This window comes from Pseudoxanthomonas sp. LjRoot127 (assembly GCF_964253495.1).
In the GTDB taxonomy this organism is placed as follows: domain Bacteria; phylum Pseudomonadota; class Gammaproteobacteria; order Xanthomonadales; family Xanthomonadaceae; genus Pseudoxanthomonas_A.
The window spans coordinates 2,820,708-2,839,951 of the sequence record NZ_CAXUQR020000001.1; the positions used below are offsets into that span (position 1 = coordinate 2,820,708).

The following is a 19,244-nucleotide window of genomic DNA, read 5'->3' on the forward strand; positions in this document are numbered from 1 at the left end:
ACGTAGACGACCGTCAGCCCACAACGAACAAGGAATCCCACGGAGTGTTCATGCGACTTGCCGATTTCATAGAGGGAAACACGCAGCAGATCCTCGACGATGCCGTCGAGTTCGCCGTCACGCAGGCCCCTGAAGGTGCGAAGCTGAACCACAAGCGGCTGCGCAACGACATTCCGTTGATCCTGCGCGAGATCGTGGCCGACCTGCGGACGGAACAGAGTTCGGAGCAGCAGCACGCCAAGTCGCAGGGGCGGGCGCCGTCGCCGGCCGGTCCCGAATCCGCCGCGACCCGCCACGGACGCAGCCGTGCGGACGATGGGTTCGGCGTCAACCAGATGATCGCCGAGTACCGCGCTTTGCGCGCCTCGGTGCTGCGGCGGTGGGCGGCCGATGAAGCCCTGCTGGCCACCTCCATCGACGACATGGTCCGCTTCAACGAGGCCATCGACCAGGCCGTGGCCGAGTCGCTGGTGGAGTTCTCGCGCACGGTGGAGTCGTGGCGCAACGTCTTCCTCGGTGCACTGGGCCACGATCTGCGGGGTCCGCTCACTGCGGTAGTGGGCACGGCGGAATTCCTGCTGGACAGCACCCGCGGCACGCCGCACGCACGCCAGGCCGAACGCATCCTCAACGGGGGCGTGCAACTGAGCCGCCTGGTCGACGGCCTGCTCGACTACAGCAAGAGCACGCTGGGCGCCGGCATGACGCTGCATCGTGCGCCCTGCGACCTGGCGGCGGCCGTCAGCGACGAAGTCGATCTGCTGCGTACGACGCTGCACGGCGTCACCCTCACCCTGCATGTCGAATGCGACGATGCGTCCGGCCACTTCGACGATGCCCGCCTGCGCGAGGCCGTGCACAACCTGGTCACCAACGCGGCAAAGTACGGCGAGGCGGGCGGCGACATCCGCGTCACCATCGACGGCGACGAGGACAGTGCCTGCATCGCCGTCAGCAACGCGGGCGATGCACTGTCCACCGACGCCCTGAATGCGTTGTTCGATCCGTTGCGCCGCGGCTCCCGCCAGGCCCACCACGGTGAACACACCAGCCTGGGCCTGGGTCTGTTCATCGTGCGCGAGATCGCCTCCGCGCACGGCGGCGACGTCACCGCCCGCGTGGAAGACGGACGCACGATCTTCGTCATCCGCCTGCCGCGCGAAAAGGAAGACGCCCCCGTCGCCGCGTGAGTCCGGGCGCAGCAGTCGAACCAACATGAGAATCTCCGCTCCCTTCTCCCCGTGACAACGGGGAGAAGGTGCCGCAGGCGGATGAGGGGCGTTGTCCCGTCAGTGCGCGCCCACTCAACCTTCGATCCACACGAATCTCCGCTCTCCTTCTCCCCGTGACAACGGGGAGATGGTGCCGCAGGCGGATGAGGGGCGCTGTCCCGTCAGCGCACGCCCACTCAACCTTCGATCCACACGAATCTCCGCTCTCCTTCTCCCCGTGACAACGGGAAAGAAGGTGCCGAAGGCGGATGAGGGGCGCTGTTCCGTCAGCGCACGCCCACGCAACCTTCGATCCACACGAATCTCCGCTCTCCTTCTCCCCGTGACAACGGGGAGAAGGTGCCGAAGGCGGATGAGGGGCGCTGTCCTGTCAGCGCACGCCCACTCAACCCACGCGCACACATCGCATTCGTAACGCACGCACATCGCCCGCGCATCGCCAGATGTTGCCGCCCTGTATGCACCAACCTGAAGCCAGTGCACACGATGGTCACGCGCGATGGGGAAGATCGACTGCACGCCGCACGCAACGCTGCTTGCGTCGGTCTTTCCCCTCACTTCTTTCAGCAAGGACATGACGATGACGCGCGATACTTCAGAACGTGATGCAAACCGTGATCCCCTTTCCGGCGCACCCGGCGCGCACCCGGTCGGCGTGGGCGTGGGCGGCGTGGCCGGTGGCATGGCCGCCGGTGCCGTGGCCGGCACCGTGTTCGGACCGATCGGTACGCTGATCGGCGCCGCCGCCGGCACCGTCATCGGCGCGGCCGCGGGCAAGGGCGTCGCCGAGCGGCTGGATCCCACCAGCGAAGTCGAGTACTGGCGCGAGACCTCGCGCACGCGTCCTTACTATTCGGACGAACACGACTTCCAGCGCGATTACGCGGGCGTCTACCATGCCGGCGCGGTGGCCCGCGGCGAGTACCCCGAGCAGTCGTGGGAAGACACCGAGCGCCGCCTGCAGTCCGGCTGGGAAGAGCGTCGCGGCGAATCGCGTCTGGAGTGGGAGCAGGCGCGCCCGGCGCTGCAGGATGCCTGGGAGCGTGCGGACCGCACCTACAATGCCTACGCGCGCAGCGATGAGCAGTTCGCGCAGCGTTTCGACAGCGCGCCGTATCGCCAGGACGGCGACGACTTCGATGACTACCGCTCGGCCTATCGCTACGGCACCTATGCCCGCGCGCAGTACGCCGACCGCGAGTGGGACGACAGCCTTGCCAGCGATCTGGAACGCGGTTGGGATCGCGCCCGCGCCGGCTCGCGCCTGACGTGGGAGCGCGCCAAGCACGCCGTCGCCGACGCGTTCACGCTCGACCGCCAGCGGCCGCACTGATTCATCGACCCGCATCGCGCCGCGTCTTCCTTGCGGAGGCGCGGCGCCTGCCTGACCTGTATTTGCACAAGGAGAGTCATCCCATGAAGGCATTACCCACCGACGCCCTGGTTGTCGTGGCCGACGGCGAGGGCGCGCGCCTGTTCCGCAACCGCGGCGAGAACGGCACGGTGTCGCTGCACCAGTACGACCTGCTCGAATTGATGAACCTGGACGACGACGGCCCCGCCGGCAGCATGCCGGGCGAGTCGTCCAGCCGGCAGATCGACGAAGCCACGTTCGCCAAGCAACTCGCGAAAGGGCTGAACTCCGGCGCGTTGCGGCAGCAGTACGACCACCTGGTGCTAGTCGCCGATCCGGTCACCCTCGGCCGCATGCGGCCGTTGCTGCACAAGGAAACCACGCAGCGCATCGTGGCGGAGATCGGCAAGGACCTGACCAACACGCGCCTGGATGCCATCGAACAGGCGCTCGCCGCGGCATGACCTACCGCGCGGACTACCTGCCCACCGAGCCGACGCGCAGCGCGGTGGAGGCGATGCCGGGCAGGGTGCTGCTGGAGTTCGGTGCGCCCTGGTGCGGACACTGCCAGGGCGCGCAGGCCGCGATCCGCGACGTGATCGCGCGCATGCCGGGCCTGACCCATCTCAAGGTGGAAGACGGCAAGGGTCGGCCGCTCGGGCGCGCATTCGGTGTGCGCCTGTGGCCCACGCTCGTGCTGCTGGAACAGGGTCAGGAGCGCGCGCGCGCCGTTCGGCCGGTCACGGCGGACGCCCTGCATGATGCACTCGCGGTCGCATCACCGCCCGATCGCTGACGAAACGGCAGCCAGGGATCAGCGCGGCACCGTATCGCGCGCGTCCGGGTAATCGCGTCCGGGATCGCGGGGTGTCTTCTCCTCGTGCGGGATGTCGGGCTGATCGTGGTCTTTCCACGTCGCATCATCGTTGCGGTGCTTGTCGGGCGTGTTCGCCTTCTCGCCATCGCTGTGCGGGTTGGAACGCGTGCCGGGCGTCATGGGATCACTCGCGCGGTGGAGGGACGTCGATTCCATGCCATCGGCGGTGATGGCAGGGTGAGGTAGTGATGTTCGGTCAGATCGCATGGGAGGCGCGGCACAACGCGCAACACGCAACGCGCTCGAGCGTGCGCGCGGACTCCGCGGCTAGTCAGCCCGGCGCCCGAGCGGTGGCGGAAATGCCGAACAGAAAAAGGCGCCTGCGGCCTCGTCTCCGCAGGCGCCCGGCGGGCACCTCAGGCGTTGCGCACCGCCGTCAGCGATAGACGCGCTCACAACGACGTTCGACGATGCGGTCGCCCTTCGTCTCTTGGCTGTTGCCCTGCACCTTGCGGCCGATCGCGCCGCCGGCGACGGCGCCGCCGACCGTGGCGACTTTCTTGCCGTTGCCGCTGCCGATCTGGTTGCCGAGCAGGCCGCCGACGACGGCGCCGATGGCCGTACCGGCGACGCGGTTCGGATCGCGGGTGTTCTTCTGCACTTCGACGTTGCGGCATTCGACCTTGCTGCCGTCGCTGAAGCGGCGGCCTTCATCCTGCGGACCATAGTTCTGCGCGGCAGCGGCGGACATCACCGACAGCAGGCCGAGCGAGAGCAGGTAACGGGAGGTGGTCATGGCGGGTCTCCTGTGGGGTTGCAGGGTGAGGCTGCGCGGGGCGTCGCGAACGGCGGGTGAAATCGCGCGGTGCCGTTCATGCACCAGCGAACCATCCGTGACGCCTGCACGACAAACATGACGCCGCGCTGACGGCTGGTGCCTGCGTTGACGCCGGCACCACGGCCCTGCGCCTAGCGTCGGGGCTTCACCGACCTGGACGCCACGCGATGCATACCCCTGAAGAACTCGAGAAGAAGTTGTGGAAAGCGGTCAAGTCCGATCGCACGATGATGATCGGCCTGGATGGGGCCGAAGATGGCCACACGCGTCCGATGACGGCGCTGCTGGAGCACGAGGGTCGGGGTCCGTTGTGGATCTTCACCTCCACCGACAACCTGCTGGCGCAGCGCACCGCATCACCGCAGCGCGCCGTGGCCGCGTTCGCGTCGATGGGACATGACCTGTTCGCCAGCCTGCAGGGCTCGCTGGTGCGCGACGATGACCGTGCGGTGATCGAGCGCTTGTGGAACCCCTTCATCGCCGCGTGGTACGAGGACGGCAAGGATGATCCGAAACTGGCGCTGCTGCGTTTCGATGCCGAGCATGCGGAAATCTGGCTCAACGAGCACAGCCTGCTTGCGGGCGTGAAGCTGCTGTTCGGCGTCGATCCCAAGGAGGATTACCAGGACAAGGTCGCCGACGTCGATCTGCGCGGCTGATACGACACCGCGCATAGGCCGGACGTCATGTGTCCCCGAACGGCACATGACTCCGGCCGTTTCCGCGTGGCCGGATGCAGGTAGGGCGTGCGTGACGTAGGGAGACCGATACGCTGGAACAGGGGCCAGGCGACGGTAATCACCCGAGGATACCTGCCCCATGTTGTCGTATTCCAGCATCATCTGCACACCCTGCTGGACCGCCTGGACGCCAGCGACGCCCGCACCACCGGCCAGTTGGAAGCCCTCACCGTGTGGGTTGCCGCGCTGGTGCAGACCCATCCCGACGGCGACCGCTTGCGCGCGTCCGCCCAGGCCTTGTCCGCACGCAATCCTTTCCGCGCGTTGTGCCAGTGCCAGGAGGAGGTAGCGGCCTACGACGCGACGTTCTGCCAGCTGCAGTCGCTGGCGCTGCCGGTCGATGTCGTGCCGCGCGTGCGCACCCCGTTGCCGCCGAACGTATGAGGCGCGTGTCGCCTGACCTGGGCCGTCGGCGCGTGCTGCGCGCCAGACGCCAGTGCGAAGGGAGTGCGCCCGCGCTCGTGCCGATGTGCACCGTGGGCGTGATGGCGGCGGTGGTGGCGGCCACGATGCCTGACGTACCGCTCTCGCCCCTCATCCGGCCTTCGGCCACCTTCTCCCCGCCTCGCGGGGAGAAGGGGACGGCGTGGGCGAGCGGGGAATCCGTTCGGGAAGAGGGTACCGCGCCAGCGATCCTTCGACGGGGACGCACTTGCAGCCAAGCTGGGCGAAGCTAGGGCTTCGCACAACGGTACCCTTGTGGCCGCCGTGGCTGTTTCACCTGGATCCGGCAGGCCGCTGCTGCGGCATCGACCACGTGTGCAGTGTCGCGCCGTGGTCGCAAAGACCGCGTCAATGCGCGCGTGTAGTACACCGGAAACTGGGCGACGCGTCACATGAGCAGGTGAACATTCGCTGTCTCGCGTGCGCGATCACAGCCGGCACACGCAACGCAGCCGGATAGCGCCAGGCGTCGCGTCGTGCTGGCGCGCAGCGTCCTCGCGCAATGTCGCCACGATGGCGTCGGCCGATGCCACCCCGCCGTCTACCTGCGCCGCCACCTGGCCCCAGGCGATGCAGTGTCCGCCTTCGTACACCTCATAGTCGGCGAAATAGCGGCGAACGGATGCGCGAGCGTCTGCGTCAGGTGCCGACGTGCACATCGCACTCGCATTCCGTGCAGCCCAGTTGCTCGAGCGCGATTTCCAGCGCCAAGGCGTAACTGCGCGCACCGTAGCCATCGACGACCGCGAGGCGGCGGCCGGTGGCGGCGGGCAGGGCGCCTTCATCGAGCGTGTCGTGGACCTCCACGTACGGATGGGCCAGACCCTGCACCGCGCGCTGCAACAGCGGATGGTCGGTGAGCGCGCCGGGGTCGAGCAGCGTGGCGCGTACGCCCCACTCGTTGGCCAGACGCAAGGCGGTGAGGACCTCGGTGGTGGAGCTGCAACTGCGGACGGCGAGCGTCTGCCCAGCGCAGCCGGCGCGCTGCACCAGCGCGCCGAGCACCGACGGTGGCAACGGCGGCGGGGCTGACGTGAGGGCGTCGTGGCGTTCGGGGCCGCGGATGACGAGGATGGACATGAGGGGCTCCGGCTCAGGCATGGAGGGTCTCCGCAGGGGCGGGATGCAGGCGACGCAGTGCGATGTCCAGCGCCATCGCGTAGGCACGCGGGAGATCGTTGCGCAGGATCACGGTCACCAGCGGTGCATGCTGGGGCTGTACGCGAGGTTCCAGCACGCGCGAGGCGTCGTCGTGCACTTCGATATAGGGTGCAGGCAGGCCGTCGAGTGCGTCGCGCACGGCACGGCTCTGGGCTGCGTCGTGCATCGCCAGGTCGCCGACGTCGAGCAGCAGCAGGTCGGTTCGCTCGCGGCGCGCGCGTCGCAGGCCGCTAACCAACTGGCGGACACTGGCGAAGGCGCGACAGCGCAATGACTGGCCGACGGCGTTCGCACGTTCAAGCAGCGGGCGGTCGAGGAGGGGAACGTCGGGGAGCGCGGCATGCGGGCCGCGCAGGATCAGGATGGACATGGAGCGGTTCGTGACGCACGGCGTGTGCGGTGTGGTCACGATAGGCCCGTGGTGCGTAACGTCGCCATGCGTTCCCGAGACAGGCGCGTAAAGAACGCGTAGCGTTTCAGGGCTGCGCGATCAGCATCACGCCCGTCAGGCCGAGCAGCAGCGTGCGGGCAGCGTCCGTCGAGCGCGCGCGGCAACGAAGGCCGCGACAGAGGCCAGCGGCGGCGACCTGCGTTGCCACGAGCATCGCCAGCAGATGCACGGCCACTGCCGTCAGCATCAACGCAACCGATCCGGTGGCGCTGATGGCGCGCGCAGGTCCGTCCGTCATGCACAGTGGCATCAGCGCCGGCACCAGCATCAGGCCGCTGCCGTGCGCGGTGCCCATGAGGCAGGACCAGGCGGCGAGTCCCGCGTGCGATCGAGGGGCGGCATGGCGAGCGGCAGCGCGTGGGCGCACGACGTGTCTCCATGCCGCGAAGACCAGCAGGCCGCTCCCCGCCAAGGCGAGCAGGTGCTGCTGCGGCAGCCTGATGCCCTGCATCACCACCACCACGACCAGCCCCACCGACAGTGCGTGCCCGATGGCGATGGGCAGCAGGGCGCGCCGTACGTCGTGCGCATCGCCGGAATCGGCGGCGATGGCCGCGACGAACAGCCAGCCATTCGCCGGACTCAGGCCATGCACCACGCCCAGACCGGCGATGCTGAGCCAGGGCCACCAGGCATCGGGCAACGGCATGGCGCGTCGACTCAGGGTTTCGCGGCACAGCATCCGCCGGACGCGGTGGCGGGCGTGGTGTCGTAGCGGTCGTGGTGGCGCACCCAGGCCATCGGGTAGGCATCGCCCTCTTCACCGCGGCCGAACGGCGCCAGGTCGAGCAGGGCGTAGGTGTGCATCATCGCTTCCACACCGCGCCCGTAGCGCGAGTAGGCATGGAAGACGTGGCCTTCGTCGTCGCGCACGAACACGCTGATGCCGGGGGCTTCCTCGTGCGGGAAGGGCTGCCGCTTGTAGTTGTAGTCCACGGCGCCGCGCGACATGTCCTCCTGGCTGAAGTTCACGCCGAAGTCGTGGTTGAACGAGGTGCGATGCGAGGATACCCACGGGAATGTCCACCCCATGCGCCGGCGGAAGGCGTCGATATCGGCCAGCGGTGCGCGCGAGACCGCGACCAGGGTGAGGTCGCGCTGGGCGAGGTGCGTGAGCGCACCGGCGTGGTGGTCGGCCATGAAGGAGCAGCTCTTGCAACCCTGTTCCCAGCCCGGCGCGAACATGAAGTGCTGCACCATCAGCTGGCGGCGGCCCTCGAACAGCTCGGCCAGCGTGCGCGTGCCTTGCGGTGTGTCGAACACATAGGGGGTCTCCACACGGACCCAGGGCAGTGCGCGGCGTTCTCGCGCGACCTCGTCGTGCAGGCGGGTGAGTTCCTTCTCGCGCGCGAGCAGGGCGAGGCGGGCGATGCGCCATGCATCTCGGGTGGCGACGGGGTGTGCAGGGTGTGCGGGCATGTCCATGGAAGACTCCATCGAGGTGGGAAGGGGCGCGCGGGCATGCCTGCCCGCGCCGATGCCGCGGGGCATCGGGGGGATGAAGGACAAGAGGGCGCGGGGGCGGGTGCGGCGCGCGATCAGGCGGTGCGCGCGGGCCGCTTCACGGCGCGCACCAGGCCGCTGCGACCGCCGCCGCAATAGAACAGGTCGCCGCCGTCGGATTCCAGGCCGCTGACATGGACGCCGGCCGGCAGTTCCAGACGTTCGAGCACGCGTCCATCAGCCGGATCGACGCGGCGCAGGTCGCTGTCGTCGCCTTCCCAGGTGCCATGCCACAGCTCGCCGTCGACCCAGCTGATGCCGGTGACGAAACGGTCGGATTCGAGCGTGCGCAGCACCGTGCCGGTGGCCGGGTCGATCTGCACGATGCGGCGTTCGCGGTACTGGCCCACCCACAGGCTGCCGTCGGCCCAGGCCATGCCGGAGTCGCCGCCCTGGCCCGGGGCAGGAATCGAGGCCAGCACCGCACCGGTGGCGGGATCGATCTTGTCGATGCGCGCTTCGGCGAGTTGGTACAGGTGGGTGCCGTCGAACGCGGTGCCGGCATCGGCCGCACGCGGCAGGCTGCGCGCGATCCCGCCGCCGGCCGGATCGATGGCGATCAGCCGCTCGCCGGTGGCGGCCCAGACATGGTGGCCGTCGTAGGTGACGCCCGCCACGCCCTGGCTCGTTTCGAAGGGGCCGTATTCGCGGGCGATTTCAGCAGGACTGACGTGGACTGCGTGGCGCGGTGTGTCGTTCATGGCGGGCTTCTGGTTGGGCGACGGGGCCAATCTACGCAGACGACGGCGAGGCGGGGAGTAACAAGATCGTCGTGAATCCGACCAGCGGCTGCGCCACCCAGCGCCGCGCGCGCGCGCGACCGATCGCGCGCACCTGGCCCGCGGCTTCCATGTCGGCGAGCGCGCGCTGCACCGAACGCTGGCTGTCGCCGGTGGCCAGGGCCAGCGCCGAGGTGGACCACGCCATGCCGTCGGCAAGCAGCCCGTGCAGCGCCCCCTGTTCGCCATCGACAGGAGGCGCCAGCACCACGACGTTGCGCGCGCCATGCGGCGACAACTGGAAGCCCTGCGCGCTGGCGGCGAGGTCGGCGAACGGCGCGAGCAGGCGGCGCAGGCGTCCGATCTCCACCCGCAGGCGCGCGCGGTGCGTTTCGTCGGGATGACGCGTGCGGAATACGCGCGCGATCAGGGTGTTGCGGTCGACATCGCCCGGCCACGCGGCGGCAAGCACATGCAACAGCGCGAACAGTACCGGCCGCCGCGCGAGCGATGCCGCGCCGTGGGCATCGCGTACCGTGTGGCGCAGGGCATCGACCACCAGCGTGCCGGAGGCAAGCAGGGCTTCGACCTCGTCCAGTGTCACGGGCTGTTCGTGGCCGGCGTGCAGGATGCGCGCGGCGGGGCGCTGCAGGCTCGCCCGGAGCTGTGCGATCTCGGCGGACAGTGCGGGAATGCCCGCATGCCCTGCGGCCGCTTCTGCGCGCTGCAGCGACAGCCGCGCCTCGCGCGTGCGCAGCGAGCGCAGGGCGATCTCGGCGGCGGCGAGCGCAGCCAGGGCATGGTGCGCAGCGGGTGCGCCCTCGAGATCGAGCGCGTCCAGCGTGGTGCGTGCCGCGTCCAGCCGGCCCAGCAGCAGGTGCCGGCGCAGTGCGATCAGTCGTGCATGCAGCGCGTTGGCGCGGTCCCCGCGCGCGGCCAGCGCCTGCGCGGCGTCTTCCAGCCGCTGTGGCGCGGCGGCGAAATCGCGCAGGGCCAGCGCCACCTCCGCTTCGGCCACCATGCAGCGGGCGCGGGCCAGCGGCTCGCGCGGACCGAAGCCGCGCGTGGCGCGCCGCAGCAGGTCGCGCGCACGCGCATAGTCGCCCAGCTGCGCCATGGCGACGCCGCGCAACGCCAGTGCCGCCGGATCGTCGCGCCAGCCCACGTGCTTGAGCGCGCCCAGCACATCGCCGGCGGTCAGGGCGCGGCCGGCGGCGGCGATCAGCGAGTCCATGCCCGCAGCCTACCGCGTGGTGCGGTCGCCGTCGCGGGCCGGGTTACTCCGCTTCCAGCTCCTTGTGCATGCGCGCATGGTCGCGACGGTACTGGCGTGCCAGCTGCGTCTTCTTCGTTGCCGTCAGGATCTTGCCGGAGACCTGGAAGAACTTCTTCTCCTCTTCGCGCAGGTGGTGATGCACCTTCTCCGACAGCTCGCGCGCCTTCTTCAACCAGGCCGCGTGGCGCGGGTCCAGGGACTGGAGGTCCTCGACCAGTTCGTCGATCTCGTGGTGTTCGTGCAGCGCGTGCCGCGAGGAGTCCAGGCCGCGGTCGTCCATGAGGATCGGCACGTAGAGGAAGCGCTCCTCCGCCGCCGCGTGCGCGGCCAGCTCGATGCGCAGCGCGGTGAACAGGTCCAGCCGTTCGCGCGTGCCCGGCTTGGAGCGCAGCAGGCGGCGGCACAGCGAGCGCTGGGTTTCATGGCTTTCGTGCAGGGCGTCGTAGATGGTCTCGGGCATGGGTGATGACCTGGCGGAGGGCTGGGAAGGTCAGGGCAGGGTACGCACCTTGGGTTCGCGCGCGAACTGGCGGGTGCGTGCGGCCTTGACGAAGGCGGCCGTGTCCGACGCCTTCACCACGCCGGCGTCCTTGCCGATGCCGGCTGCCTGGATAACGGCCGACGCGCCGTCGTCGTGCGCGATCGCCTTCAGGTGGCCGAACGCATCACGGACCCAATCGACCGCGGCGGCCTCGGCCGCCATGGCCTTGCCTGCGGCGTCCGACAGCACGACGGCCACGGCATCGAACACCATCGACGGCGTGCCGGCGAGTTGCCCGTCCGCCGGCAGTCGCTTGCCGTTGCCGAGTGTCGCACCGCCGATCTTCGGCGCGACGATCTTGACCTGTGCGCCATCGGCTTCCGCCGCCTTGCGCAGTGCGGCGATCGTCGCCGCATCCGAGCCATCGTCCACCAGGATCCCCACGCAGCGGCCCTGCAGGGTCGGCTTCATCTTGCCGATGATCTGCAGCGCGGGCGACGGTGGCATGTCCTGTGGCTTCACGGGGGTCGGCGGTGCGGGCGGCAGCGCGTCCAGGCCCAGGCCGTCGGCGACGCGCTTGGCCAGGTCCGCATCGACATGGCGCAGGTGCCCGACGATGGCCTCGCGCACGTGCGGGGTTTCCACTTTCGAAAGTTCGAACACCAGCGCGCCCGCCATGTGCGCCTGCTCCGGCGCGGTCTGACTGCGGAAGAACAGCCGCGCCTGGCTGTAGTGGTCGGCGAATCTCTCCGGCCGCACGCGTCCCTTGCGGCCGTCGGCGACGCTGGCATGGCTGCGGAACCCGGTCGGCGTTTCGCGCGGTGTATCCGGCTGCAGGCTGCTGGGTTCGTAGTTCACCCGTCCCCTCGGCACCTGCATCTGCATGTGGCCGTCGCGCTGCAGGTTGGCGAAGGGACACTTCGGCGCATTCACCGGGATCTGGTGGAAGTTGGGCCCGCCCAGGCGCGAGAGTTGCGTGTCGAGGTACGAGAACAGACGGCCCTGCAGCAGCGGATCATTGCTGAAGTCGATGCCGGGCACGATGTTGGCCGGACAGTAGGCGACCTGCTCGGTTTCGGCGAAGAAGTTGTCGGGCCAGCGGTCCAGCACCATGCGGCCGATCACGGTCAGCGGCACGAGCTCTTCGGGAATCAGCTTGGTGGGATCGAGATGATCGAACGGGAAGGCGTCCGCCTGTTCTTCGCTGAACAGCTGCACGGCCAGCTCCCACTCCGGGAAGTCGCCCTTCTGGATGGCCTCGAACAGGTCGCGGCGGTGGAAGTCGTTGTCGGCGGCCTGCAGCTTCACCGCCTCGTCCCAGACGGTCGACTGGATGCCCAGCTTGGGCCGCCAGTGGAACTTGACGAAGGTGCTGTTGCCCTTGGCATCCAGCAGGCGGAAGCTGTGCACGCCGAAGCCTTCGATCATCCGCAGCGAACGCGGAATCGTGCGGTCGCTCATCGCCCACATGATCATGTGGAAGGCTTCCGGTGTCAGCGAGATGAAATCCCAGAACGTGTCGTGCGCGCTGCCGGCCTGCGGGTAGCCGCGGTCGGGTTCCATCTTCACCGAATGCACCAGATCCGGGAACTTCATCGCGTCCTGGATGAAGAACACCGGGATGTTGTTGCCCACCAGGTCCCAGTTGCCCTCCTGCGTGTAGAACTTCACCGCGAACCCGCGTACGTCGCGCGGCGTGTCGACCGAGCCCGCGCCGCCGGCCACCGTGGAGAAGCGGCAGAAGACGGGAGTGCGCACGCCGGTTTCGGTGAGCACGCGCGCGGTGGTGTACTTCTTCAGCGACTTCGTCAGTTCGAAGTAGCCATGCGCGCCGGTACCACGTGCATGCACGATGCGCTCGGGGATGCGCTCGTGGTCGAAGTGGGTGATCTTCTCGCGCAGGATGAAGTCTTCCAGCAGCGTGGGGCCGCGGTCGTGCGCGCGCAGCGAGTTCTGGTTGTCGCTGACCGGGATGCCCTGGTTGGTGGTCAGCGGCGGATGCTTGCCGCCCGCGCTGAAGTGGAGTTCGCCGCCTTCGCCGCGCGCCGCGTTGTCGGCCGTGGGGCGGGGGGAAGATTTCGCGGGGGATTTGCGCGCAGCCATCGGGGGTCTCCTGGACGACGTGGGGGCCACTCGGGGTGGCCAGTCGCATCATCGTCGTGGCCGCGTGCAGGCCGCGTTAGGAGCGGTTGACGACGTGCACACGCACGGTCGCGGACACTGGCTGTCCGCATCCGGTGGCATCACTGCCGCCCTGTCCACGGGAGTTGACGCAATGGAAACCAACGAACTGCATCGCGGCCGCCTGATCGACCACATCCAGCTGGTCGTACGCGACCTGGAGGCCAGCAAGACCTTCTACCGCGCCGTGTTCGACGTGCTCGGCGTTCCGATGGGCGGCGAGGACGCGAGCTACTTCTGGGCCGATGAGCTGTTCGTCTCCACCGCCGGCAGCGAAGCGGCGGACGGCAAGCTCACGGGGCGCCACCACATCGCGTTCCAGGCGCAGGATCGCGCGATGGTCGATCGCTTCCACGAGGTCGCGCTGGCGCATGGCGGCACGGACAACGGCGCGCCGGGCCTGCGCGACTACCATCCCGGCTACTACGGCGCGTTCGTGCTCGACCCGGATGGCAACAACATCGAAGCGGTGTACCACGGCGAAGCGAGGCGCAGTGCGGCGTCGGTGAAGGTGGAGTTCTAGGGCTTGCTGATGCCTTCTCCCCGCGAGGCGGGGAGAAGGTGCCCGGAGGGCGGATGAGGGGCAAGCGCCGAACGCGGAAACACCATGAGGATGTTTCGTTCGCGCGGGTTCCGTTCGCCCCTCACCCGCCTTCGGCACCCTCTCCCCGCTGACGCAGGGAGAGGGGAACGGCGCTTGCACACGCGGGGTTACAGAAACATCCCACCCGACGCCTCGATGCGCTGCGCGTTGACCCAGCGGTTGGCCGGCGACAGCAGCGAGGCGACCACGCCACCGATGTCGTCGGGCACGCCGACACGGCCGAGTGCCGTCTGCGAGGCGACGAACGCATTGAGCTGCGCGTTGTCGCGCACGGCGCCGCCGCCGAAGTCGGTTTCGATGGCGCCCGGCGCGACGATGTTCACCGCGATACCGCGCGCGCCCAGTTCCTTCGCCTGGTAGCGCGTCAGCACTTCCATCGCACCCTTCATCGCCGCATACGCCGCGTAGCCGGGCAGGGCGAAGCGCGCCAGGCCGGACGAGATGTTGATGATGCGCCCGCTATCGGCGAGCACCGGCAGCAGCGCCTGGGTCAGGAAGAATGGTCCCTTGAAGTGCACGTCGACCAGCGCATCGAACTGCGCGCGCGTGGTTTCGGCGAAGCCCGCATGCACGCCCATGCCGGCGTTGTTGACCAGGTGGTCGACACGTTCGCGGCCCCAGGCGGTGAGGCGGGCACGCACGGCATCGGCGAAGGCGTCGAAGGTATCGCTCTGGCCGACGTCCAGCGGCAGCGACGCGGCACGTTGGCCGAGGGCTTCGATCTCGGCGACGACGGCTTCGGCTTCCGCCTGCTGGCTGCGGTAGGTGATCAGCACGTCGTGGCCCTGGCGGGCGACGGCCAGCGCCATGTTGCGGCCCAGGCCGCGGCTGCCGCCGGTGATGAGGGTGAGGGGGGAGGTGGTCGGGGTCATGGCAGGTCTCCAGTCGGGGAAGGCGGTGGATTCACCGTGGAGGCACTGTATTGGGCGGGATTGGGCGGATAAATCGGCTTAGACTGATTGGACCGTTCGCCAAGAGCGAACAATCGCCGGAGCCGCCATGAACCGCCTCGATGCCATGCAGGCCTTCGTCCGGGTCGCCGAGATGGCCAGCTTCACCCGTGCCGCCGACAGCCTGGGCCTGCCCAAGGCCAGCGTCTCCACCGCCGTGCAGCAGCTGGAAGCCTGGCTGGGCACACAGCTGCTGCACCGGACCACGCGGCGCGTGCAGCTCACCCAGGACGGGCAGGCCTTCTACGAGCGCTGCCAGGACCTGCTGGCCGACATGGACGAGGTGCAGCACCTGTTCGCGCGCTCGCCGCAGGCGTTGCGCGGCCGGTTGCGGGTGGACATGCCGGCGCGCTTCGCACGGCACTTCGTGCTGCCGCACCTGCCGGCGTTCCTGCACGAGCATCCGCAGCTCGCGCTGGAACTGAGCTGCACCGACCGCCGCGTCGATGTCGTGCGCGAAGGCTTCGATTGCGTGCTGCGCGTGGGCACGCTGGCCGATACCAGTCTGATCGCGCGGCCGCTGGGCCAGTTGCGCGTGGTGACCTGCGCGAGCCCGGCGTACCTGCAACGCCATGGCGTGCCGCAGTCGCCGGACGATCTGCATGCGCATCGGCTGATCCATTACTCCAGCCAGTTCGGCGGCAAGCCCGATGGGTGGGAATACTGGGACGGCACGCGCTACGCCAGCGTGCCGATGGAAGGCGCGCTGACGGTCAACAGTTCCGATGCGTACGAAGCGGCGTGCATCGCCGGCCTGGGCCTGATCCAGGCGCCGGTCGCGGGCCTGCGCACGCTGGTGGAACAGGGGCTGCTGGAGGAGGTGCTGCCGCAATACGCCGCGGAGCCGATGCCGGTGACGCTGCTGTACGCGCATCGCCGCCACCTGCCGCAGCGCGTGCAGGCCTTCATGGCGTGGCTGACGGAGACGACGCGGCCTTATCTGGATGCATGATCGCGACGCGTAGCGCGATTACACCGTCTGGCGGTCGCGTGCGTCGGCGGTGGCGCGGTGTTTCACCAGCGCACGGAAGAACGGGCCGGTGAGCAGCGTCGACAACACGGCCAGGGTGACCAGCGCGGCGAAGGCGTGTTCGGACAGCAGGCCCTTGTCGCGCAGGATGGTGGCCGCGACGATTTCCATCAGGCCCTTGCATTGCAGCAGCGCGCCGACCGCGAGCGCATCGCGGCGCGACAGCGTGGCAGACGGCGGGCAGGTGATCACCGCGACCAGTTTGGCGGCCACCGCCACCACCAGCAGCGCGAGCGAGGCCTGCAGCGAAGCCCAGCCCAGCACGCTGCCATCGATCTTCAAACCGCTGTGGCCGAAGAACAGGGGGGCGATGCCGATCAGGGCTATCTGGCCGACGCGTTCGACCGGCACGCGACGCGACCAGGCCGGCGGCACCATCGCGCCGCCGAAATACGCACCGAGCAACGCATGCAGGCCGAGCTGGGAACTGGCCCATGCACCGGCGACGAGGAACAGCGGCAGCGCCATCCACATCGCCCACGCCGGCGGTACCGCCTGCGCGCGCTGCGCCAGCCGGCCTGCGAAGGCGAGCACCACGAGCGTGCCGATCGCGAGTGCGGTGACCAGTGATGCACTGGCGAGCAGTGAGCCGCCTTCCGCCGCGAGCAACAGCAGGGCTAGTCCGGTCCACAGCACGGCGTCGTCGATCACGGCGATGCGCAGGGCGATCTGGGTGAGCGGGCGGTGCAGCGGGCCGAGTTCGCGGATGATGCCGATCAGCACGGGCAGTGCGCTGACCGCGATGCACAGGCCGATCGCGAGCGAGCCCATCCATGCGCCCCCCTTCGATGCCTGCCAGCCCGGCAAGCCGGTGAAGTAGTAATGCGCCGCCAGCGTGCCGGCGACGAAGGGCAGCAGCAGCGCCATGCCGGCGCTGGCGATGAAGCGCAGCGCCTGCGCACGCGGCAGCGGCGCGGCATTGGGCGCGCTGGGAAGATGCGCGGATTCGCGGGTTTCCAGGCCGGCGGTGAAGGCGAGCAGCAGCACGCCGAGGAAGCCGATCTGGTCGCCGAGCTTCGACGGCACGCCCCAGTCCGCGGGCAGCACGCCGGTGGCCGCCAGCAGCAGGCCGATGATGATAGGGATGACGGCGATCGGGATCGAGCGCGCCAGCAGCCGCCACGTAGCCCAGGCCAGGCCGATGAAGATCAGGGCGTCGAGGGCGAGAGCGGTAAGGTCGGCCATGGCGGCGATGTTAGCCGCGCTCCGCGCGCGCTGTCGCCGGGTACTGGCGGGCGTAACGACGCGGTGGCAGGCCGGTGTGGCGATGGAACGCCATGCTGAAGGTGCTCACCGAGCGGTAGCCCACGTGTTCGGCCGCCTCGGCCACGCTGGCGTGGCCCTCACGCAGCAACGCGCGGGCCAGCGCCATCCGCCATGCGAGCAGGTAAGTCATCGGTGCCACGCCCAGCGCACGGCTGAATCGTTCGAAGTAGGCAGATCGCGACAACGCGGCACGCTGTGCCAACTGCTCGACGGTCCACGCATGGGCCGGACGTGCGTGCAGCTCGCGCAGCGACGGTGCCAGGCGCGCATCGGCCAGGCCACGCAGGAGGCCCGGAGGAGCGGACGCACCCGGCGTGGCGCGCAGGGATTCGACCAGCAGCAGATCCACCAGTCGCGACAGCACCACGGCGCGCCCCGGCCAGTCGTGGTCCGCTTCATCGCTCAACAGGGTCACGACGTTCGACAGCCGCGGTACGCCGCGCACGTGCACCAGGGTGGGCAGCAGCGAGGCGAGCAGCGCAGGCTCATGCGATTCGAAGCAGAACCAGCCGCCCAGCAATCGCACATCCGGCGGACCGTCCTGGCGGCCATGGCGGACGTCGCGGTCGGGCAGTGGATCGCGGGTGGGATCGATATGGGCGGGCAGCTGCGTTTGGCCATCGGAGAGCAGGAAGCCCGGTGTGGCCGGCAGTAGCACGAAATCGCCGGCTTGCAGCGTGATCGGCTCTTCGCCGTCGACCGCCAGCACGCACCGGCCCTGCTGGACGATGCAGAAGCTGGGCTCGCCGAAGGTGGCGTAGCGCACGGCCCAGCGGCCGGCGGCGCTGATGCCCTTGGAGAATGCCGCGTGGGGCCGCAGCAGGCGGACGATGTCGGAGAGGGGGTCGGACATCCGGACGATCCGAGAAGAATGGTGGACGGAATGTAATGGAGCGTCCGGGGATGCTCGCCTATCGTGGCGGCCTGTTCAACCACCCGGGACGTCACCCATGAAGACCATCCTCATCACCGGCTGCTCCTCCGGCTACGGCCTGCAGACCGCCCGCCACTTCCATGCCCAGGGCTGGCGCGTGATCGCCACCATGCGCACGCCGCGCCCCGAACTGCTGCCCAGCGACGAGCGCGTGCGCGTGCTGGCGCTGGATGTCACTGAGCCCGAAAGCATCGCCATCGCCCTTGAGGCGGCAGGCCCGCTGGACGTGCTGGTCAACAACGCGGGGTTGGGACTGTTCGGCGCGTTCGAGGCGACGCCGATGTCGACCGTGCGCGAGATCTTCGAGACCAACACGTTCGGCACGATGGCGATGGTGCAGGCGGTGATTCCTGCGTTCCGGGCGCGGCGCGCTGGCACCATCGTCAACGTCACGTCCAGCGCCACCCTGGCGCCGATGCCGCTGGTGGCCGCCTACACCGCAAGCAAGACGGCGATCGAAGGATTCACGGCATCGCTCGCGCACGAGCTGGGCGCGTTCGATGTGGCGGTGCGCCTGGTAGAACCCGGCTATGCACCCACTACGCGCTTCGCGGCGAACGGCGAGGAGCGCATGCGCGGGTTGGTGCCCGAAGCGTATGGACGTTATGCGCAGGACGTATTCGCGGGCTTCACCGATGCCAGTGCCTTCACCCTGGAAACCGATGTCGCGCAGGCGGTCTGGGCCGCGGTCCATGACGCCAGCGGGCACCTGCGCTTCCCCGCAGGCGCGGATGCCGTGGCGCTGGCGGCCGCGCGCTGAGCGTGTGCCTCAGATTCCGTAATCCGGCAACGTCGCTTCGTCGTGAAAGTAGCGCCCCATCAGGAGCGTGGGGAAGACGGGCAGCCGCATCAGCAGCGTCGCGTAGTCGCGAAGGCGCACACCCAGGGCCGTCTTCAGCACGCTGGACGGATACCCGCCACGGGTACGCCCGGCGGCATCCACCATGCGCAACGCGTCGGCAACGTGCTGTTGCTCCAGCAGTGCGGGCAGCAAACCCATCTTTTCCAGCGCGTCGTAGCCGATGCCCCAGAGGTTGATGACGAACCCGCCGCTGCGCAGCCGGGGCGCACGCTCCACCAGCGTCACATCATGGCCGAGCCTGTGCAGCCAGTAGGCGAGGGCGGTGCCCCCGATACCCGCTCCGTTGATGACGACTTTCATCGACACGTCTACCCGTAGGTCGAATCCACACGCAACCAGTATCGGACATGCCCGCAGGGTGTCGCGGTGGCGCCACCGAACGACAAGCACATACAGCAACG

The 19,244-nt window shown here is 69.1% G+C and carries 24 protein-coding genes; 9 read left to right on the forward strand and 15 right to left on the reverse strand.

Features of this window, described 5'->3' with window-relative positions; genetic code table 11:
• Positions 1–50: 50 nt before the first annotated feature.
• The 4 genes from ACSQ19_RS13140 to ACSQ19_RS13155 all read left to right on the forward strand — a co-directional run bounded on the left by ACSQ19_RS13140 (position 51) and on the right by ACSQ19_RS13155 (position 3,382).
• Complete coding sequence (locus tag ACSQ19_RS13140) at positions 51–1,190, forward strand: sensor histidine kinase (RefSeq protein ID WP_299341413.1); 1,140 nt, start codon at positions 51–53, stop codon at positions 1,188–1,190.
• A gap of 622 nt (positions 1,191–1,812) precedes the next feature.
• Positions 1,813–2,565, forward strand: a complete 753-nt coding sequence (locus ACSQ19_RS13145; protein ID WP_436000978.1) for a glycine zipper family protein — start codon at positions 1,813–1,815, stop codon at positions 2,563–2,565.
• An 83-nt stretch (positions 2,566–2,648) separates the two neighbouring features.
• Positions 2,649–3,050: a host attachment family protein gene (locus tag ACSQ19_RS13150; RefSeq protein WP_296280842.1), complete on the forward strand. Its 402-nt coding sequence runs from the start codon at positions 2,649–2,651 to the stop codon at positions 3,048–3,050.
• Positions 3,047–3,382: a thioredoxin family protein gene (locus ACSQ19_RS13155; protein ID WP_435997540.1), complete on the forward strand. Its 336-nt coding sequence runs from the start codon at positions 3,047–3,049 to the stop codon at positions 3,380–3,382. Before ACSQ19_RS13150 ends, ACSQ19_RS13155 begins: the two co-directional genes overlap by 4 nt.
• Positions 3,383–3,400: 18 nt before the next feature.
• Here the strand turns inward: ACSQ19_RS13155 and ACSQ19_RS13160 are convergent, their stop codons facing one another.
• Positions 3,401–3,583 carry a hypothetical protein gene (locus tag ACSQ19_RS13160; protein ID WP_296280848.1) on the reverse strand — a complete coding sequence of 61 codons (183 nt, stop codon included), beginning with the start codon at positions 3,581–3,583 and terminating at the stop codon, positions 3,401–3,403.
• Positions 3,584–3,839: 256 nt separating this feature from the next.
• The gene (locus ACSQ19_RS13165) at positions 3,840–4,199 is read right to left on the reverse strand and encodes a glycine zipper 2TM domain-containing protein (protein WP_296280850.1); all 360 of its coding nucleotides are present in this window, start codon (positions 4,197–4,199) and stop codon (positions 3,840–3,842) included.
• Positions 4,200–4,408: 209 nt separating this feature from the next.
• On the opposite strand from ACSQ19_RS13165, the gene ACSQ19_RS13170 reads away from it, so the two are divergent.
• Both ACSQ19_RS13170 and ACSQ19_RS13175 read left to right on the forward strand, forming a co-directional pair.
• Entirely contained in the window at positions 4,409–4,900 is a 492-nt protein-coding gene (locus ACSQ19_RS13170) for a pyridoxamine 5'-phosphate oxidase family protein (protein WP_296280852.1), read from the forward strand.
• An 87-nt stretch (positions 4,901–4,987) separates the two neighbouring features.
• Positions 4,988–5,365 (forward strand): hypothetical protein, encoded by a 378-nt coding sequence (locus tag ACSQ19_RS13175; RefSeq protein WP_435997544.1) that lies wholly within the window; start codon positions 4,988–4,990, stop codon positions 5,363–5,365.
• A gap of 488 nt (positions 5,366–5,853) precedes the next feature.
• Here the strand turns inward: ACSQ19_RS13175 and ACSQ19_RS13180 are convergent, their stop codons facing one another.
• The 9 genes from ACSQ19_RS13180 to ACSQ19_RS13220 all read right to left on the reverse strand — a co-directional run bounded on the left by ACSQ19_RS13180 (position 5,854) and on the right by ACSQ19_RS13220 (position 13,119).
• Positions 5,854–6,084, reverse strand: coding sequence for a hypothetical protein (locus ACSQ19_RS13180; protein ID WP_296280856.1), 231 nt, complete (start codon positions 6,082–6,084; stop codon positions 5,854–5,856).
• Positions 6,065–6,505: a 3-dehydroquinate dehydratase gene (locus ACSQ19_RS13185; RefSeq protein ID WP_296280858.1), complete on the reverse strand. Its 441-nt coding sequence runs from the start codon at positions 6,503–6,505 to the stop codon at positions 6,065–6,067. Before ACSQ19_RS13185 ends, ACSQ19_RS13180 begins: the two co-directional genes overlap by 20 nt.
• Positions 6,506–6,518: 13 nt before the next feature.
• Positions 6,519–6,956, reverse strand: coding sequence for a hypothetical protein (locus ACSQ19_RS13190; RefSeq protein ID WP_435997546.1), 438 nt, complete (start codon positions 6,954–6,956; stop codon positions 6,519–6,521).
• Between the two features lie 106 nt (positions 6,957–7,062).
• Positions 7,063–7,686, reverse strand: a complete 624-nt coding sequence (locus ACSQ19_RS13195) for a hypothetical protein (protein WP_435997548.1) — start codon at positions 7,684–7,686, stop codon at positions 7,063–7,065.
• A gap of 11 nt (positions 7,687–7,697) precedes the next feature.
• Positions 7,698–8,462: a DUF899 domain-containing protein gene (locus ACSQ19_RS13200; protein ID WP_296280864.1), complete on the reverse strand. Its 765-nt coding sequence runs from the start codon at positions 8,460–8,462 to the stop codon at positions 7,698–7,700.
• Positions 8,463–8,575: 113 nt separating this feature from the next.
• Positions 8,576–9,241: a glutamine cyclotransferase gene (locus ACSQ19_RS13205; protein ID WP_435997550.1), complete on the reverse strand. Its 666-nt coding sequence runs from the start codon at positions 9,239–9,241 to the stop codon at positions 8,576–8,578.
• A gap of 31 nt (positions 9,242–9,272) precedes the next feature.
• Complete coding sequence (locus tag ACSQ19_RS13210; protein WP_435997552.1) at positions 9,273–10,493, reverse strand: helix-turn-helix domain-containing protein; 1,221 nt, start codon at positions 10,491–10,493, stop codon at positions 9,273–9,275.
• A gap of 43 nt (positions 10,494–10,536) precedes the next feature.
• Entirely contained in the window at positions 10,537–10,995 is a 459-nt protein-coding gene (locus ACSQ19_RS13215) for a hemerythrin domain-containing protein (protein WP_435997554.1), read from the reverse strand.
• 30 nt (positions 10,996–11,025) lie between these two features.
• Positions 11,026–13,119 carry a catalase gene (locus ACSQ19_RS13220; protein ID WP_435997557.1) on the reverse strand — a complete coding sequence of 698 codons (2,094 nt, stop codon included), beginning with the start codon at positions 13,117–13,119 and terminating at the stop codon, positions 11,026–11,028.
• A gap of 172 nt (positions 13,120–13,291) precedes the next feature.
• Here ACSQ19_RS13220 and ACSQ19_RS13225 point away from each other — a divergent pair, with 172 nt between their 5' ends.
• A complete protein-coding gene (locus tag ACSQ19_RS13225) occupies positions 13,292–13,720 on the forward strand; it encodes a VOC family protein (RefSeq protein ID WP_435997559.1) in 429 nt (142 codons plus the stop codon).
• Positions 13,721–13,908: 188 nt separating this feature from the next.
• Here ACSQ19_RS13225 and ACSQ19_RS13230 read toward each other — a convergent pair whose 3' ends face one another.
• A complete protein-coding gene (locus ACSQ19_RS13230; protein WP_435997561.1) occupies positions 13,909–14,673 on the reverse strand; it encodes an SDR family NAD(P)-dependent oxidoreductase in 765 nt (254 codons plus the stop codon).
• A gap of 127 nt (positions 14,674–14,800) precedes the next feature.
• On the opposite strand from ACSQ19_RS13230, the gene ACSQ19_RS13235 reads away from it, so the two are divergent.
• A complete protein-coding gene (locus ACSQ19_RS13235) occupies positions 14,801–15,703 on the forward strand; it encodes a LysR family transcriptional regulator (protein ID WP_435997563.1) in 903 nt (300 codons plus the stop codon).
• Between the two features lie 18 nt (positions 15,704–15,721).
• On the opposite strand, the gene ACSQ19_RS13240 is transcribed toward ACSQ19_RS13235, so the two are convergent.
• Together ACSQ19_RS13240 and ACSQ19_RS13245 are read right to left on the reverse strand one after the other, a co-directional pair.
• Positions 15,722–16,966 carry a cation:proton antiporter gene (locus tag ACSQ19_RS13240; protein ID WP_296280879.1) on the reverse strand — a complete coding sequence of 415 codons (1,245 nt, stop codon included), beginning with the start codon at positions 16,964–16,966 and terminating at the stop codon, positions 15,722–15,724.
• Between the two features lie 10 nt (positions 16,967–16,976).
• Positions 16,977–17,900: an AraC family transcriptional regulator gene (locus tag ACSQ19_RS13245; protein ID WP_435997566.1), complete on the reverse strand. Its 924-nt coding sequence runs from the start codon at positions 17,898–17,900 to the stop codon at positions 16,977–16,979.
• Between the two features lie 97 nt (positions 17,901–17,997).
• Here ACSQ19_RS13245 and ACSQ19_RS13250 point away from each other — a divergent pair, with 97 nt between their 5' ends.
• A complete protein-coding gene (locus ACSQ19_RS13250; protein ID WP_435997568.1) occupies positions 17,998–18,741 on the forward strand; it encodes an SDR family oxidoreductase in 744 nt (247 codons plus the stop codon).
• A gap of 9 nt (positions 18,742–18,750) precedes the next feature.
• On the opposite strand, the gene ACSQ19_RS13255 is transcribed toward ACSQ19_RS13250, so the two are convergent.
• Complete coding sequence (locus ACSQ19_RS13255; protein ID WP_435997570.1) at positions 18,751–19,143, reverse strand: NAD-binding protein; 393 nt, start codon at positions 19,141–19,143, stop codon at positions 18,751–18,753.
• Between the last annotated feature and the right edge of the window lie 101 nt (positions 19,144–19,244).

What these genes read in the sequence shown, in the direction of transcription:
- ACSQ19_RS13140 (WP_299341413.1), top strand. Translation starts at nt 51, where the DNA reads ATGCGACTTGCCGATTTCATAGAGGGAAACACGCAGCAGATCCTCGAC.
- ACSQ19_RS13145 (WP_436000978.1), top strand. Translation starts at nt 1,813, where the DNA reads ATGACGCGCGATACTTCAGAACGTGATGCAAACCGTGATCCCCTTTCC.
- ACSQ19_RS13150 (WP_296280842.1), top strand. Translation starts at nt 2,649, where the DNA reads ATGAAGGCATTACCCACCGACGCCCTGGTTGTCGTGGCCGACGGCGAG.
- ACSQ19_RS13155 (WP_435997540.1), top strand. Translation starts at nt 3,047, where the DNA reads ATGACCTACCGCGCGGACTACCTGCCCACCGAGCCGACGCGCAGCGCG.
- ACSQ19_RS13160 (WP_296280848.1), bottom strand. Translation starts at nt 3,583, where the DNA reads ATGACGCCCGGCACGCGTTCCAACCCGCACAGCGATGGCGAGAAGGCG.
- ACSQ19_RS13165 (WP_296280850.1), bottom strand. Translation starts at nt 4,199, where the DNA reads ATGACCACCTCCCGTTACCTGCTCTCGCTCGGCCTGCTGTCGGTGATG.
- ACSQ19_RS13170 (WP_296280852.1), top strand. Translation starts at nt 4,409, where the DNA reads ATGCATACCCCTGAAGAACTCGAGAAGAAGTTGTGGAAAGCGGTCAAG.
- ACSQ19_RS13180 (WP_296280856.1), bottom strand. Translation starts at nt 6,084, where the DNA reads ATGTGCACGTCGGCACCTGACGCAGACGCTCGCGCATCCGTTCGCCGC.
- ACSQ19_RS13185 (WP_296280858.1), bottom strand. Translation starts at nt 6,505, where the DNA reads ATGTCCATCCTCGTCATCCGCGGCCCCGAACGCCACGACGCCCTCACG.
- ACSQ19_RS13190 (WP_435997546.1), bottom strand. Translation starts at nt 6,956, where the DNA reads ATGTCCATCCTGATCCTGCGCGGCCCGCATGCCGCGCTCCCCGACGTT.
- ACSQ19_RS13195 (WP_435997548.1), bottom strand. Translation starts at nt 7,686, where the DNA reads ATGCCGTTGCCCGATGCCTGGTGGCCCTGGCTCAGCATCGCCGGTCTG.
- ACSQ19_RS13200 (WP_296280864.1), bottom strand. Translation starts at nt 8,462, where the DNA reads ATGGACATGCCCGCACACCCTGCACACCCCGTCGCCACCCGAGATGCA.
- ACSQ19_RS13205 (WP_435997550.1), bottom strand. Translation starts at nt 9,241, where the DNA reads ATGAACGACACACCGCGCCACGCAGTCCACGTCAGTCCTGCTGAAATC.
- ACSQ19_RS13210 (WP_435997552.1), bottom strand. Translation starts at nt 10,493, where the DNA reads ATGGACTCGCTGATCGCCGCCGCCGGCCGCGCCCTGACCGCCGGCGAT.
- ACSQ19_RS13215 (WP_435997554.1), bottom strand. Translation starts at nt 10,995, where the DNA reads ATGCCCGAGACCATCTACGACGCCCTGCACGAAAGCCATGAAACCCAG.
- ACSQ19_RS13220 (WP_435997557.1), bottom strand. Translation starts at nt 13,119, where the DNA reads ATGGCTGCGCGCAAATCCCCCGCGAAATCTTCCCCCCGCCCCACGGCC.
- ACSQ19_RS13225 (WP_435997559.1), top strand. Translation starts at nt 13,292, where the DNA reads ATGGAAACCAACGAACTGCATCGCGGCCGCCTGATCGACCACATCCAG.
- ACSQ19_RS13230 (WP_435997561.1), bottom strand. Translation starts at nt 14,673, where the DNA reads ATGACCCCGACCACCTCCCCCCTCACCCTCATCACCGGCGGCAGCCGC.
- ACSQ19_RS13235 (WP_435997563.1), top strand. Translation starts at nt 14,801, where the DNA reads ATGAACCGCCTCGATGCCATGCAGGCCTTCGTCCGGGTCGCCGAGATG.
- ACSQ19_RS13240 (WP_296280879.1), bottom strand. Translation starts at nt 16,966, where the DNA reads ATGGCCGACCTTACCGCTCTCGCCCTCGACGCCCTGATCTTCATCGGC.
- ACSQ19_RS13245 (WP_435997566.1), bottom strand. Translation starts at nt 17,900, where the DNA reads ATGTCCGACCCCCTCTCCGACATCGTCCGCCTGCTGCGGCCCCACGCG.
- ACSQ19_RS13250 (WP_435997568.1), top strand. Translation starts at nt 17,998, where the DNA reads ATGAAGACCATCCTCATCACCGGCTGCTCCTCCGGCTACGGCCTGCAG.
- ACSQ19_RS13255 (WP_435997570.1), bottom strand. Translation starts at nt 19,143, where the DNA reads ATGAAAGTCGTCATCAACGGAGCGGGTATCGGGGGCACCGCCCTCGCC.